The organism is Paractinoplanes toevensis, assembly GCF_018332695.1.
Lineage (GTDB): Bacteria > Actinomycetota > Actinomycetes > Mycobacteriales > Micromonosporaceae > Actinoplanes > Actinoplanes toevensis.
Map to the genome: position 1 here is coordinate 166,202 of NZ_BOQN01000059.1, position 14,326 is coordinate 180,527.

Annotated in this window: 10 protein-coding genes; 3 read left to right on the plus strand and 7 right to left on the minus strand. The window is 70.8% G+C overall.

Going from position 1 to position 14,326, the window contains the following annotated elements; all coding sequences use genetic code 11:
- Nucleotides 1-48: 48 nt before the first annotated feature.
- From Ato02nite_RS22905 to Ato02nite_RS22935, 7 genes are all read right to left on the minus strand, one after another.
- On the minus strand, nucleotides 49-471 hold the full coding sequence (locus tag Ato02nite_RS22905) for a DUF4365 domain-containing protein (protein ID WP_246607316.1): 423 nt from the start codon (nucleotides 469-471) through the stop codon (nucleotides 49-51).
- 165 nt (nucleotides 472-636) lie between these two features.
- A complete protein-coding gene (locus Ato02nite_RS22910; protein WP_213008634.1) occupies nucleotides 637-1,347 on the minus strand; it encodes an ABC transporter permease in 711 nt (236 codons plus the stop codon).
- Nucleotides 1,347-2,258 (minus strand): ABC transporter ATP-binding protein, encoded by a 912-nt coding sequence (locus tag Ato02nite_RS22915; RefSeq protein WP_213008635.1) that lies wholly within the window; start codon nucleotides 2,256-2,258, stop codon nucleotides 1,347-1,349. Before Ato02nite_RS22915 ends, Ato02nite_RS22910 begins: the two co-directional genes overlap by 1 nt.
- The gene (locus Ato02nite_RS22920; protein WP_213008636.1) at nucleotides 2,255-3,118 is read right to left on the minus strand and encodes an ABC transporter permease; all 864 of its coding nucleotides are present in this window, start codon (nucleotides 3,116-3,118) and stop codon (nucleotides 2,255-2,257) included. The genes Ato02nite_RS22915 and Ato02nite_RS22920 overlap by 4 nt, the downstream gene beginning before the upstream one ends.
- Complete coding sequence (locus Ato02nite_RS22925) at nucleotides 3,111-4,025, minus strand: ABC transporter ATP-binding protein (protein WP_213008637.1); 915 nt, start codon at nucleotides 4,023-4,025, stop codon at nucleotides 3,111-3,113. Before Ato02nite_RS22925 ends, Ato02nite_RS22920 begins: the two co-directional genes overlap by 8 nt.
- A 92-nt stretch (nucleotides 4,026-4,117) precedes the next feature.
- Nucleotides 4,118-6,913 carry a phosphoenolpyruvate carboxylase gene (gene ppc, locus Ato02nite_RS22930; protein ID WP_213008638.1) on the minus strand — a complete coding sequence of 932 codons (2,796 nt, stop codon included), beginning with the start codon at nucleotides 6,911-6,913 and terminating at the stop codon, nucleotides 4,118-4,120.
- A gap of 113 nt (nucleotides 6,914-7,026) precedes the next feature.
- A complete protein-coding gene (locus tag Ato02nite_RS22935; RefSeq protein WP_213008639.1) occupies nucleotides 7,027-8,769 on the minus strand; it encodes an enoyl-CoA hydratase-related protein in 1,743 nt (580 codons plus the stop codon).
- 170 nt (nucleotides 8,770-8,939) lie between these two features.
- Here Ato02nite_RS22935 and mfd point away from each other — a divergent pair, with 170 nt between their 5' ends.
- The 3 genes from mfd to Ato02nite_RS22950 are packed head-to-tail and all read left to right on the plus strand — an operon-like array spanning nucleotide 8,940 to nucleotide 14,317.
- Nucleotides 8,940-12,563 carry a transcription-repair coupling factor gene (gene mfd / locus Ato02nite_RS22940; protein WP_213008640.1) on the plus strand — a complete coding sequence of 1,208 codons (3,624 nt, stop codon included), beginning with the start codon at nucleotides 8,940-8,942 and terminating at the stop codon, nucleotides 12,561-12,563.
- Nucleotides 12,564-12,618: 55 nt separating this feature from the next.
- Nucleotides 12,619-13,350, plus strand: a complete 732-nt coding sequence (locus tag Ato02nite_RS22945; protein ID WP_213008641.1) for a SurA N-terminal domain-containing protein — start codon at nucleotides 12,619-12,621, stop codon at nucleotides 13,348-13,350.
- A gap of 1 nt (nucleotide 13,351) precedes the next feature.
- On the plus strand, nucleotides 13,352-14,317 hold the full coding sequence (locus Ato02nite_RS22950) for a nucleoside triphosphate pyrophosphohydrolase (protein ID WP_213008642.1): 966 nt from the start codon (nucleotides 13,352-13,354) through the stop codon (nucleotides 14,315-14,317).
- The last annotated feature ends 9 nt before the right edge of the window (nucleotides 14,318-14,326 follow it).

Genomic DNA, 14,326 nt, shown 5'->3' on the forward strand with positions numbered 1-14,326 from the left:
AGCTGAGTGCATCGACGGTGAGCAGATTCCGTAGGGGAACCTGGACCGTCACGCTCGCGGAATCTTCCGTCCCGCTTGGCAGGTCTCGTGATCAGTCAGCGAAAGCCAGTACGCCGCCGTACTCAATCGCATGTGTTCATCCGTGCAGACTGCGTACTCCTCCGGTGTGGTCGGCACGATCACGACGGAGAGAAAGCGCGGAACCTGAAAGCCGGCACCGGCCAGCTGGTTGAAATGCCCGACCTTGAGCGACTGGTGGATCTGGCCGTCCTTGACCTGGGGCGCGGAGGAGGACTTGACCTGCACCTCAATCTTGGGTGATCGAGTAGTGCCGCGCGGACCGGGATGAGCGATTTGCAGGTCGACCCCGTCGAGGTCGAGGTTCATCCTGGAGGTCGTGAAGCCTCCAGCGCAGGCCAGGGCATAGATGAAGCCCTCGCCGTGCAGGCCCTGGTGAACGTTCTTGTTCAAGGCTTGCTGGCACCCCCGAGCGCGACGTCGCACACGAACAACACCGGGAGACCCTAGTCGTATGACACCGGTTGGCGAAACCGGAAATCGGCACGGGCGAGGGCGACTGACGGTCGCGCTCGCCCGTTCGATCACTGATCAATTATTGGGGATCGGCCGGTGTCGTCAGCTGGTTTCGCCGGCGACGCTGAAGGAGCCGAGGCGGTTGATGGCGAACAGGGTGCCGCCGATCGCGAAGATGGTGGCCATCACCAGGGCGACCGGGAGGGAGACCTTGCCGTCCAGCATGCCGGTCGGGGCCATCTTGTCGGCGATCGTGATGACGTACTGCTCGATCGAGAGGACCCGGGTGCCGCTCACCCAGCGGCCCAGCAGGCCCTCCCAGACCAGGATGTAGACCAGGCCGAGCAGGACCGGGCGGCGGGTCACCAGGCTGAGCAGCAGGAACAGTGCCGAGTAGGCCACCGCGCCGGCCGCCGCGGCCACCGCCAGGGCGATGCCGAACTTGACGCCGGAGGCCAGGACGCCGGCGATGAACAGCGGCACGGCCGAGGCCACCGCCGAGACGCCGACCGCCACCAGGAGCTTGGCCAGGATGATGTCGCGCCGGGGGAGCGGCTTGGTGAGGATGTGGACGATGGTGCCGTCGTCGACCTCGGAACCGAGGACGCCGGTGCCGACGATCAGGCTGATCACCGGCAGGAGCACGGCCAGGCCGAGACCCTGCACGACGGCCTGGCCCCACTGGTTGGGGTCGACGTCGTAGGAGCGGCAGATCAGCGCTAGGCCGATCAGCAGCAGCGGCAACGGCAGCAGCAACAGGACCCGGCGGCGGCCGAACAGGCCGCGGGCGGTGATGTAGGCGACCGTGGACATCATGCCTCCAGCAGGTAGGAGAAGACGCTCTCCAGGGACTCGTCGGACGGCAGCAGGCGGCGCAGCCGGATGCCCTCGCCCAGGGCGATGCGCGGCAGCGCGCGGGTGAAGCTGCCGTAGTCGGAGGCGCGGACGGTGAGGCCGCCCGCCTCGATCTCGACGCCGTTCACCGATTTCTCACCGATCAGCGCGACGGCCAGGCGGCGGTCGTCGGAGCTCTGCACGGCGAAGACGTGCGGCCGGTTGGTCATCAGGCGCCGGATGCGCCGGTAGTCGCCGGAGGCCGCCAGGCGCCCGGCCACGATTACCTGGACCAGGCCGGAGAGCTGCTCGACCTCCTCCAGGATGTGCGAGCTGAACAGGATGGTGTGGCCGCGGTCGCCGAGCGAGTGCAGCAGCTCCATCATGTGCATGCGCTGCCGCGGGTCCATGCCGTTGAACGGCTCGTCGAGCAGCAGCACCTGCGGTTCGTGCACGAGCGCCGCCGCCACCCGGGTGCGTTGCCGCATGCCCTTGGAGAACGTCTCGATCCGGCGGTCCTGGGCGCTGGTCATCTCGACCAGTTCGAGGGCGCGCTGGGCGGCCGCCGTGGGATCCGGCAGTTTCTGCATCTTGGCGCAGGCCACCACGAACTGCCGGGCGGTGAGGAAACCGTGCACGGCCTCCTTCTCGGCGACCAGGCCGAGCTGCCGGTAGATGCCCGGGTTGCGCCAGGTCGGCGAGCCGTCGATGGTGACCGTGCCGCGGGACGGCGACAGGAAGCCGGCCATCATGTGCAGCACCGTGGTCTTGCCGGCGCCGTTCGGTCCGAGCAGGCCGGTCACGCCGGGTTCGAGGGTCATGCTGATGTCGTTGACCGCCACGACGTTGCCGTACCAGCGGGAGACGTTCTCCAGTTCGACGACACTCATAGCGAGGCCACCTTCCGGTAGCGGGCCAGTAGGAGCAGAAGGCACGCGGTGATCAGGCAGAACGCCTCGATGCCGTAGATCACGCCGAAGTCGCCGACGTTGATGCCGAGGTCGTTGCGGCCGCGGAGCCAGGCTTCGACGCCGGAGATCAGGCTCATCGGACTGGCCAGGCCGGCGAGATCGTTGGCGGTGTGCGACGGCAGCACGCTGAGCACGCCGACGACCGGCGCGGTCATCAGGAAGACCGCGACGATGCCGCCGGCGGCGAAGGCACGCTTGCCGGTGAGCGAGGCGATCAGCAGGCTGATGCTGGTGAAGATGAACGCCCACAGCACGCTGTAGGCCCATCCGGGCAGCAGCAGCCCGACCTCGTGCCAAACCCCGCGCATCCCGGTCTTGGTGGTGAAGGCGCCACCCAGGAACATGATGAATTGCGGTACGCCGAGCAGCAGCCACACCGCGGTGGCCAGCGCGGCCACCTTGGCGATCACGTAGTCGGCGGCGCGCAGCGGCCGGCTGAAGTAGAGCGGGAGCACCCCGGAGCGCAGATCGCGGGAGACCAGCTCGGGCGCCACGATGGCGACGAAGAAGATCACCAGCCAGCTCATCGAGTCGGCGAACGCGTAGTAGTCGAACAGCCAGGTGCCGGTCTGCGAACGGACCGCCGCGTTGATCACCGCGACGAGCAGCACGATCGCGGCCACACCCCACGGGAAGATCTTCGACTTGGCCGAGCGGCCCAGGCCGAACGTGGCCCGCAGTCCGTGCTGGTAGAGCGCGCCCAGCACCGCGGCCCGGCCGAGCCGGGGACCGTCGTAGCGCTGGTACCCGATGTCGTGGATGACGCCGGCGTCAGACATCGGCCGTCTCCTTCGCGGTGAAGAGCTCGGCGACGCGGTGGCGCCGCTGGTCGAGACGGTGCAGCGGCAGGTCGAGGTCGGCCACGGCGCGCAGGATCCGGTCGTACGCCGTCTCCGATTCGAGCGGCACCAGCAGCTGCCGGCCGTCCGGGGTGACGATGAAGCCGAGGGCGCGCAGCGCCGAGGCGAGTTCGTCGGTGCCCTCGCTGACCTCGACGGCGAGCACGTCGGACGCCGTGGTCATGCTGGAGATGCGGTCGGCGCGCAGCAGCCGGCCGGCCTCGATGGCGATGAGCGAGTCACAGATCCGCTCGACCTCGCCGAGCAGGTGCGAGCAGACCACCACGGAGATGCCGAACTCGGTGCCGATCCGGTGGACCAGGGTGAGCATGGCGTCCCGGCCGGCCGGGTCGAGGCCGTTGGTGGGCTCGTCGAGCAGCAGCAGGTCGGGGTCGTGCACGAGCGCCTGGGCCAGCTTGACCCGCTGCTTCATGCCGGTCGAGTAGCCGCCGATCTGCCGGTAGCGCTCCTCGTAGAGGCCGACGTGGCGCAGCGCCTCGGAGGCCCGCTCGCGCGCCGCGGTCTTGGGCAGGCCGCTGAGCCGGCCCACGTGGGTGACGAACTCGGAGGCGGAGACGTCGGGCGGGAGGCAGTCGTTCTCCGGCATGTAGCCGACCCGCGCGCGGACCTTGTCGGTCTCGGTGACCGGGTCGAGCCCGAACACCCGGACCTCTCCGGAGCTGGGCGCCAGCAGGCCCAGCATGATCTTGATAAAGGTGCTCTTGCCGGCGCCGTTGGCGCCGACGAGCCCGATGACGCCCGCATCGACGTCGACGGTGAGGTCGGACAGTGCCGTTACCCCACCGCCGTACGTCTTCGTCAGCGCCTGAGTCGCGATGATGGTCACGCGCCCAGCCTAGGAACAGCCCGCACCCTTGCGGATCCGGAGAATCCCTGAGAGCCCCTCGGGGTCTCTCAGGTCACTCTCAGGAACATGGGTCAGCCGGTGTTGCGCATGCCGGCCGCGATGCCGTTCACCGAAGTGAGCAGCGCCCGCTCCAGCGCCGTCGAGTCGGACGGTGCGCGGCGTGCGCCCGGCCCGGTGGCCGGCTGGCTGTCGGTGTCGGCCAGGTCGCGGTACTGACGCAGCAGCGCGACCTGCAGGTGGTGCAGCGGGAGCAGGTAGGTGTCCCGGACGCCGAGCGTGCGCCGGAGCTCGGGCTGCGAGGCCAGCAGGTCGTCACCACCGGTGATCGCCAGAACCTCGCGCACGGTCAGTTCGTACTCCTCGCGGATCTTCTCGAAGATCGGGTGGAGGTTCTCCGGGACCAGGGTCTCGACGTAGCGCCGGGCGATGTCCAGGTCGGTCTTGTTCAGCATCATCTCGACGTTCGACAGGAACGTCTTGAAGAACTGCCAGTCCGCGGCCATCTCCTTGATGTGCTCGGTGTGCCCGGCCTCCCGGGCCGCCTTGAGGCCGGTGCCGACGCCGAACCAGCCCGGCACGATCTGCCGGGTCTGCGTCCAGCCGAACACCCACGGGATGGCGCGCAGGCCGCCGAGGCCGGCGTCGGCGTTCGGCCGCTTGGCCGGCCGGGAGCCGATGTTGAGCTGGCCGAGCAGCTCGGTCGGGGTGGCCGCCCAGAAGTACGCGGGCAGGTCCGGGTCCTGGACCAGCGTGCGGTACTGCGCGAAGGCCGCGTCGGAGGCCACGTCCATGGTCGCGTCCCAGCGGGCCAGCCGCTCGAGGTCGACCGACGGGGTGGTGTGCAGCAGCGTCGCCTGCAGCACGGCCGCGACCGTGAGCTCCAGGTTTTCCCGGGCCAGGGCGGGCAGCGTGTACTTGTCGGAGATGACCTCGCCCTGCTCGGTCACCTTGATCGCGCCGTCCAGCGTGCCGTACGGCTGGGCCAGGATCGCCTCGTGGGTGGGGCCACCGCCACGGCCGACGGTGCCGCCCCGGCCGTGGAACAGCCGCAGGCGTACGCCGTGCCGGGCGGCCACGTCACGCAGCGAGCGCTGCGCCTTGTGGATGCGCCACTGCGAGGTGGTGATGCCGGCCTCCTTGTTGGAGTCGGAGTAGCCGAGCATGACCTCCTGCACGTCGCCGCGGGCCCGGACGATCTCCCGGTAGGCGGGCAGGTTGAGCATCTCGTCCAGCAGCTCGCCACCGGCGTCCAGCTCGGCCGGGGTCTCCAGCAGCGGCACGATGTTGACCCGGGCCCGGCCGGTGTGGATGTCGACCAGGCCGGCCTCGCGGGCCAGCACGGCCGCGGCCAGCACGTCGTCGACGCCGAGGGTCATCGAGATGATGTAGGTCTCGATGACGTCCGGGCCGAACCGCTCCTGCACGTTCCGGATCGTGTTGAACACGTCGAACGTCTTGCGGGCCGAGTCGGTCAGCGGGGTGTCGGCGCTGGCCAGCGGCCGCCGCCCGGTCAGCTCGGCGGCGAGCAGCTTGGTGCGCTCGGGCCGGTCCAGCGCGGCGTAATCGTCGACCTCGCCGACCTGCGCGTACATCTGCTGGAGCACCTCGTGGTGCTTCTCGGCGTGCTCGCGCACGTCGAGCGTGGCCAGCTGCAGGCCGAAGGCGGAGACCGTCCGGATCGCGGAGGCGACCACGCCGACCGCGGTGAGCTGGCCGGAGTTGCGGGCCAGCGAGGCGCGCATCAGCTCCAGGTCGCTGATCAGCTCGTCGTTGCCGAGGTAGTCGCGGCCGGGCGCGTGCGCGGTGCCACGGCGCAGCCGTTCCCGGGTGTTCGACAGCTTCGCCTTGATCGCCCGGACCTTCAGGCGGTACGGCTCCTCGGCGTTGGTCTTGCGGAACCGGGGCGCGACCTCGGGCAGGTTGTCCAGGTCCTTGGCGAGCGACGCGGACAGGTCGAGCGACACCCCGCGCAGCCGGCGGGAGACCGACAGCTCGTCGATCAGCTTGTCCATGGCCTTCTCGGTGGCCTGGATGCCGTGCTCGTGCTGGATCATCAGGACGTCGCGGGTGACGGCCGGGGTGACGAACGGGTTGCCGTCCCGGTCGCCGCCGATCCACGAGCCGAAGGTCAGCGGGCGCGCGGTCGGTGCGGTCTCCACGCCCAGGTTGCGCAGCGTCTCGGCCAGGTCGGTGAGCACCTGCGGGGCCGCCTCCGCGTACAGGTCGCGCAGGTAGTAGACGGCGTTGCGGGCCTCGTCGGTCGGGTCCGGCCGGTCCAGCCGCAGCTCGTCGGTCTGCCACAGCAGGTCGATCAGCTCGGCGAACCGCCGGGTCGAGGCGGTGGTGTCGGACGCGCCGTAGAGGACCGCGGCGGCCGCCTCGGCGTCCAGCGCGTCGGCGAGCTGCCGCAGCTTGGACAGGATCGAGCGGCGGGATGCCTCGGTCGGGTGCGCGGTGAAGACCGGGCGCACGGCGAGCCGGCGGGCGGCGGCGGCGATCTCGTCGGCCGGCACACCCTTCTCGGCGATGCGCTTGGCCGCCTGGTCGAGCCAGCCGCCGTCCTTGGCCCGGCGGCGCTGCAGGTCACGGGACCGGTGCACCTGCTCGGTGATGTTGGCCAGGTGGAAGTAGGTGGAGAAGGCGCGGGCCAGTTTCGTGCCGGTGGTGACGTCCATCGCGGCGAGCCGGTCGGCGGCGGCCACGGCGTCCTGGCGGACCAGGGCGCGAACCTCCTCGACCAGGTCGAGCAGCGGACGGCCTTCCTGCCGGGCCAGGGTCTGGCCGAGCAGCGTGCCGATCCGCCGGATGTCGGCACGTAGCGCGGCGTCCGGGCCTTCGGGGTCGAGGTGGCCGGGCTGGTCGGTCATCGGGGCGCTCCTTAGGGCAATCAGGTGCTCAAGGACGGCGCTGTCCCCGACTCTGCCGATGCTATCGGCGTGGCCTATGGGCCGGGTGAATTGAGGCAAGTCTCACGGATCCGTCAGGCTGAGACGGGTACCGCCGGGCGAAGCGTAGCTGCCCGGCGGGCTTTCGGGGCAGCCTTGACCGCCGCGGGCGGCAGGAGCCGGACCGGGGTCTCGGTGGCCTTCTCCTTGCGGACGAACGCGTGCCGGGCCGCGGCGAAACCGGACCGGTCGGCGTACATGTCACGGCTCATCTCGGCGAGCTCCCGGGCCTCGTACACCTCGAGCGGGACGCGCTCGGCGGCGAGCCGCCGCGCCTTGGCCTGGCGCCGGTTGCGCGCGGCGCGCACGTCACTCTCGCGTTCGGCGAGGGCGGCGAGCCAGTCCGCGTACGCGTCGGGGTGGCGCGGTCCGACCTCGTCGACCAGGCCGATCGATCGGGCCCGGGCCGCGCTCACCGGCAGTTTCTCGTCGATCAGCCGTTGCGCCGAGTCGGCACCGACCCGCCGGGGCAGGGTGAACGTGTGCAGTTCGGAGCCGTACAGGCCCATGTCGTAGAAGGGGTTGAGGACGATCCCGTCCCGGGCGGCCACGATGTCGGCACCCAGGCCGAGCATCACGCCACCGGCGCCGGCGCTGCCCGCATAGCCGGCGATGACCACCTGCCGCGTACACGTGATGATCTCCCGGCAGACCTCGTTGATCGCCCGGATGTTGGCCCAGGCCGCGCTGGCCGGGTCGGGTGCGGCCTCGATGACGTTGAGGTGGATGCCGTTGCTGAACGCGTCGGTGCCGCCGCGCAGCACCAGCACCTCGGTGTCCTGGGCGACCGCGTGCCGCAGCGCGGCGATCAGCCGCCGGCAGTGCCCCGGCGCCATGGCGCCGTTGTAGAAGTCGAAGGCGAGCCAGCCGACCGCGCCGGTGCGCCGGTAGCGCACCTGCCGGTAGGTGCCGGGATGCTCCGGCTCGCTGCCGACCGGCAGCGGCGAGTGGGGTACGCCGCGCAGGCGCGCGCCGAGCAGCGAGGTCGCCGGAAGCTTGATGCCGAACCGGCCGTGCCCGGGGTCGGCGGGCCGCAGATGCCCCAGCCAGACGCTGCCGTCTCCGGTCCCGACCAGCACCGCGCCCTGCCGCCGGGTGAGGATCTGTCCCGGTCGCCCACCGCGACCGACGCCGGGAAGCGCGTCGTACGCGAACACCGGAAGCCCGCCGACCTCGGTCTTCACGCCCGGGGCGCCGTCCGCGGCCCGGATCTTCCGGACGATCTTCTCGGTCGAGTCGGTCCAGTCGAAGGCGCGGTCCGGCTGGCGCATGAGCGGCCGGGCCTGCGCCTGGTCGGCCGGTACCGGTGCGAAGGACGGGTCGTGCGCCTTGGTGACCACCTCGAGGATGCACTCCATGGCGGCGTCGGCGACCGGCCCGTTGTAGAGCGACGACTTGCGCGGCGGCGCGGCCGGCAGGGCGAACGTGCGGGTGGCCCAGATCGGCCCGGCGTCCATCTCCTCGACGGCCTGCAGCGCGGTGACGCCCCAGGAGCGGGCGCCGTCGGCGATCGCCCAGTCCAGCGAGGACGGTCCGCGGTCACCGACCGGCCCGGGGTGGATGATCACGGTGGGCCGGTTCTGCCAGACCTGGGCCGGCACCCGGTCCTTGAGGAACGGACAGATGATCAACTCCGGGTCGGCCCGCTGCACCCCCGAGATCATGTCCGCCTCACCGGTGGCGAACAGGACGCTCACGTCGTGCCCGGCCTCACGCAGCGCGCACCAGGCCCGCTGGCTCAGCCCGTTGAACGCCGTAACGAGCAGCAGGATCCGCACGTTGCCTCCTTGGGAGCCGTACAACTCGCTGGCACTATTCTCCGGCTATCGACCGTTATGTCGGACATGTTGTCCGGCCCGTGAATGTCAGAGGGCCGGACTAGACTCGTCCGCATACCCCCGTCCCGCCGGACGCTGGGGTTATTCGACGTGTTCGTGAGGTCATCACCATGCAGCTCTCCGGCCTGATCCCGGCGGCCCTGCGCGACCGCGGGCTCGCTCGCGCCCGCGACCTCGCGCGAAAAGGGTTCGTCGACTCCGACTCCCTCGACCTGACCGCGCCCGCATCGCTGCGGCCGTTCGTGGTCGCGGCCGTGGCCGGCGCGGCCGACCTCGGTGGCGCCGGGCGCCCGGTGCTCGCCGTCACCGCCACCAGCCGCGAGGCCGACGACCTGGCCGAGGCACTCGGTTGCCTGATCAACCCCGATCAGGTCGCCGTCTTCCCGTCCTGGGAGACGCTGCCGCACGAGCGGCTGTCGCCGCGGTCCGACACGGTCGGGCGGCGGCTCGCCGTGCTGCGGCGGCTCGCCCACCCCGCGGGCCACCCGCTGCGGGTGGTCGTGGCGCCGGTGCGCAGCGTGCTGCAGCCGCAGCTCAAGGGCCTCGGCGATCTCGAGCCGGTAGAGCTGGTCACCGGCGGTTCGGCCGATCTCGAGGGCGTGTCCCGGCGGCTCTCCGACATGGCCTACGCGCGGGTCGACCTGGTCACCAAGCGCGGCGAGTTCGCGGTGCGCGGCGGCATTCTCGACGTCTTCCCGCCCACCGACGAGCACCCGTCCCGGGTCGAGTTCTGGGGCGACGAGGTCGAGGAGATCCGCACCTTCGCGGTCGCCGACCAGCGCACCATCGACCCGGTCGAGCGGCTGTGGGCACCGCCCTGCCGCGAGCTGCTGCTGACGCCGGAGGTTCGCGCGCGGGCCGCCGAGCTGGCCGCCGAGCACCCCGAGCTGGCCGAGATCCTCGACAAGCTGGCCGAGGGCATCCCGGTCGAGGGCATGGAGTCGCTGGCCCCGGCCCTGCTGGACGGCACCGACAGCATGGAGTTGCTGCTCGACTGCATGCCGGCCGGCACCCACGTGCTGCTCTGCGATCCGGAGCGCATCCGCACCCGGGCGCACGACCTCACCCGTACCTCGAATGAGTTTCTCGAGGCCTCCTGGGCCGCGGCCGCCGTCGGCGGCCAGGCGCCGATCGACGTCGGCGCCGCCGCTTTCAAAACCCTCGCCGATGTACGCGCTCATGCGGCGACCCTGTCCCAGCCGTGGTGGTCGGTTTCGCCGTTCGGTCTGGCCGAGTCCGAGGAGGCGCCGGCCGCCGATCAGCCGTGGCTCGACGCCCCGGCCGCGGTGGCGGTGTCGCCCGACCTGGGCGACGCCATCGCGCTCGCGGCCCAGCCGGTGCCGCTCTACCACGGCGACACGTCCCGGCTGACCGCCGATCTGAGCGAGTGGGTCGCGGCCGGGTGGGCGGTCGCGCTGATCTTCGAGGGGCACGGCACCGCGCAGCGGGCGACCGAGGTGCTGCGCGACGCCGGCGTCGGCGTCACCCCGGTTGACTCCATCGAGAAAGCCATCGAGTCCGGCCAGGTGCTGATCACCTGCGGCGGGCTCAACCACGGATTCGTCGACGCGGCCTCGCAGCTCGCGATCATCACCGGCAACGACATCAGCGGCGGCCGCGGCGCCTCCACGAAGGACATGCGCCGGATGCCGTCCCGGCGGCGCAACACGATCGACCCGCTCGAGCTGAAGCCGGGCGACCACGTGGTGCACGAGCAGCACGGCATCGGCCGCTACGTCGAGCTGGTGCAGCGCACGGTCAACGGCGCCGACCGGGAATACCTGGTGATCGAGTACGCCCCGTCCAAGCGCGGCCAACCCGGCGACCGGCTCTACGTCCCGACCGACCAGCTCGACCAGCTGTCCCGCTACGTCGGCGGGGAGCAGCCGACCCTGCACAAGATGGGCGGCACCGACTGGCAGAAGAGCAAGGCCCGCGCCCGCAAGGCGGTCCGCGAGATCGCCGCCCAGCTGATCCAGCTCTACGCGGCCCGGCAGGCGTCACAGGGTCACGCGTTCGGCCCGGACACCCCGTGGCAGCGCGAGCTGGAGGACGCCTTCCCGTACACCGAGACGCCCGACCAGTTGTCCGCGATCTCCGAGGTCAAGCACGACATGGAGCTGGCCGTCCCGATGGACCGGCTGATCTGTGGCGACGTCGGTTACGGCAAGACCGAGATCGCCGTGCGCGCCGCGTTCAAGGCCGTTCAGGACGGCAAGCAGGTGGCCGTCCTGGTGCCGACGACGCTGCTGGCCCAGCAGCACTTCAACACGTTCACCGAGCGGATGAACCAGTTCCCGATCCAGATCAAGCAGCTGTCCCGGTTCCAGACCCCGACCGAGGCGAAACTGACCCTGGAGCACGCCGCCGACGGCACCGCCGACATCGTGATCGGCACCCACCGCCTGCTGTCCAACTCGACCAAGTTCAAAAACCTGGGCCTGATCATCGTCGACGAGGAGCAGCGCTTCGGCGTCGAGCACAAGGAGCAGCTCAAGGCCCTGCGCGCCTCGGTCGACGTGCTGACCATGTCGGCCACCCCGATCCCGCGCACCCTGGAGATGGCGATCACCGGCATCCGGGAGATGTCCACCATCGCCACCCCGCCCGAGGAGCGCCACCCGGTGCTCACCTTCGTCGGCGCGCAGGACGACAAGCAGGTGGCCGCGGCCATCCACCGTGAGCTGCTCCGCGACGGCCAGGTCTTCTACCTGCACAACCGGGTCGAGTCGATCGACCGCGCCGCCCGCAAGCTGCGCGAGCTGGTCCCCGAGGCGCGGGTCGCGGTGGCGCACGGCCAGATGAGCGAGGAACAGCTGGAGAAGGTGATGGTCGGCTTCTGGGAGAAGGAGTTCGACGTCCTGGTCTGCACCACGATCGTCGAGTCCGGCATCGACATCCCGAACGCCAACACCCTCATCGTCGAGCGCGCCGACCTGCTGGGCCTGGCCCAGCTGCACCAGATCCGCGGCCGGGTCGGCCGGGGCCGGGAGCGGGCGTACGCCTACTTCCTCTACCCCCGGGAGAAGCCGCTGACCGAGCACGCCCACGAGCGGCTCGCGACCATCGCCCAGCACACCGAGCTGGGCGCCGGCATGTACGTGGCGATGAAGGACCTGGAGATCCGCGGCGCCGGCAACCTGCTGGGCGGCGAGCAGTCCGGCCACATCGAGGGCGTCGGCTTCGACCTGTACGTGCGGATGGTCGGCGAGGCCGTACAGGCCTTCAAGGGCGAGCGCCCCGAGGAGGAGCCCGAGGTCAAGATCGACCTCCCGATCGACGCGCACCTCCCGGTGGAGTACATCTCGGTGGAGCGCCTGCGCCTGGAGATGTACCGCAAGCTGGCCGAGGCCCGCGACGACAAGCAGCTCGACGAGGTCGTCGCCGAGATGACCGACCGCTACGGCGAGCCGCCGACCCAGGTCGCCAACCTGATCGCGGTGGCCCGGTTCCGCCAGGTGGCCCGCGCCTACGGCCTCACCGACGTCTCCATGCAGGGCAAGCACATCCGCTTGTCCCCGCTGCCGCTGCCCGACTCCAAGCAGCTGCGCCTGAAGCGCTACCACCCCGACTCGGTCTACAAGCAGGCCACCGACCAGGTGAGCGTCCCACGCCCGGCCACCCGCCGGATGGGCGGCGAGCCCCTGCGCGACCTGGCCCTGCTCCAGTGGTGCGCCCAGCTTCTCAAAGACGTCCTCGGCGAGGTCCCGGCAAAGGCCACGGTAGGCGGTTGATCCGTTTTCCGGGGGTCGGCGACGTGGGTCACAGCGGGCGTGAGAGAGTCAGGCCATGCAGCGTGCTCGCCGACTCGCATCCGTCGCCGTCGTCGCGTCACTGGCCGTGACCGGGCTTTCCGCCTGCCGGTCCGCGCCGTCGGTGGCCGCCTATCTCGGCGATGTTCGCATCACCGAGTCCCGTGTGCAGGACGTGTGGGACGAGGCGCAGGACGCCGTCGTCAAGGCCGCCGGTCCGGCGGCCAGTGCGGCGCCGGCGACCATGCCGATCACCCGCACCGACGTGGTTCGCACTCTGGTCAGCGCGGACGTGCTGGCCAAGGTGGCCAAGCAGGAGGGCGTGGCGCTGCCGGCCGACCTGTCCTACGACGAGTACGCGACGTCGCTGCACGTGCCGGCCACGACCGAGTTCGTGAAGCTCTACGCGCAGGCCGACACCTACGTCCGGCTGCTGCGCGAGGGCGTGAAGAACCCACCGGCGTCCACCGACGCCGACCTGCGCGAGGTCTACGACGTGCTGGCGGCCAACGGTCAGGTCGAGGGTTACTCGTTCGACCAGTTCAAGCAGAGCCTGCCGGACAACAACAAGCAGCTGGTGCAGACGGCCACCGCGGTGCGGCAGGAGATCGCCAAGATCACCGAGCCGATGGACATCACGGTCAACCCGCGTTACCAGCCGCTCGGCATCCCGGTGCTGCAGTTCCAGACGCAGAACGGCGCGGTCCGCCCGCTGGTGAGCGTGCCGCTGGGTGCGGACGAGTCCGTGCCGGTCAGCGCCGTCTCCTGAGGTGTCCGCGCGAATCATCCTGCTCGTCACCTCGCCGCGCCTGCCGGCCGGTCTGCTCACCGCGGCCGCCTGGGACGCGGTCCGGCAGTTCCCGGTGTTCACGGCGGCCGAGTCCGAGCAGGCCGACGCGCTGCGCCACGCCGGCGTGCCGGTCACGGTGATCGAGCCGGACTCCGAGCGTTTCCTCGCGGAGGTCTCGGGGGAGCAGGCCGTCGTCTGGCTCTCCGGCCCGGCCGGCGACCAGGATTTCGCCCGGCAACTCGGGCTGCGCCTGACCCGTGAGCCGGACCGGGCCGAACTGGAACTCATGTACGGCTCCTGGGACCCGCCCGGCGCCCGCCTGCTCGACGCGGTGGCCGTCATGGACCGCCTGGTGTCCCCGGGCGGCGACCCGTGGAAGCGGGCGCAGAGCCACCGCACCCTGGCCCAGTACCTGCTGGAGGAGGCGTACGAGGCCTTCGACGCGATCGAGTCGGACGACCTGGACGCCCTTCGCGAGGAGCTCGGCGACGTGCTCCTGCAGGTCGTCCTGCACGCCCGGCTGGCCGAGGAGATCCCGGACGGCGGGGCCTGGGGCATCGACGACGTGGCGGGCGGCCTGGTGGACAAGATGGTCCGCCGCAACCCGCACGTCTTCGCCGGTGCCGAGGTGGCCGATCTCGACGAGATCACCGACAACTGGGAGCGGATCAAGAAGACCGAGAAGTCCCGGGACTCGGTTCTGGACGGCATCGCGCTCAGTCAGCCCGCCCTGGCGCTGGCCGCCAAGATCCTGCAGCGGGCGGAGCGGGCCGGCCTCGGCGTGCCCCTGCCGAGCGGCGATGATCTCGGCCCGGCGCTGCTGCGGGTGGTTGCTGAGGCTCGTGCCGCCGGAGTGGACGCGGAGGCGGAATTGCGGCGGGCCGCATTGAGGTACGCGGAAGAAGTGCGGAGCGCCGAGCAGAAAAATGTCGGACCCGCCGAGTAGTTTTCTCGG

What these genes read in the sequence shown, in the direction of transcription:
- Ato02nite_RS22910 (WP_213008634.1), bottom strand. Translation starts at nt 1,347, where the DNA reads ATGTCCACGGTCGCCTACATCACCGCCCGCGGCCTGTTCGGCCGCCGC.
- Ato02nite_RS22915 (WP_213008635.1), bottom strand. Translation starts at nt 2,258, where the DNA reads ATGAGTGTCGTCGAACTGGAGAACGTCTCCCGCTGGTACGGCAACGTC.
- Ato02nite_RS22920 (WP_213008636.1), bottom strand. Translation starts at nt 3,118, where the DNA reads ATGTCTGACGCCGGCGTCATCCACGACATCGGGTACCAGCGCTACGAC.
- ppc (WP_213008638.1), bottom strand. Translation starts at nt 6,913, where the DNA reads ATGACCGACCAGCCCGGCCACCTCGACCCCGAAGGCCCGGACGCCGCG.
- mfd (WP_213008640.1), top strand. Translation starts at nt 8,940, where the DNA reads ATGCAGCTCTCCGGCCTGATCCCGGCGGCCCTGCGCGACCGCGGGCTC.
- Ato02nite_RS22945 (WP_213008641.1), top strand. Translation starts at nt 12,619, where the DNA reads ATGCAGCGTGCTCGCCGACTCGCATCCGTCGCCGTCGTCGCGTCACTG.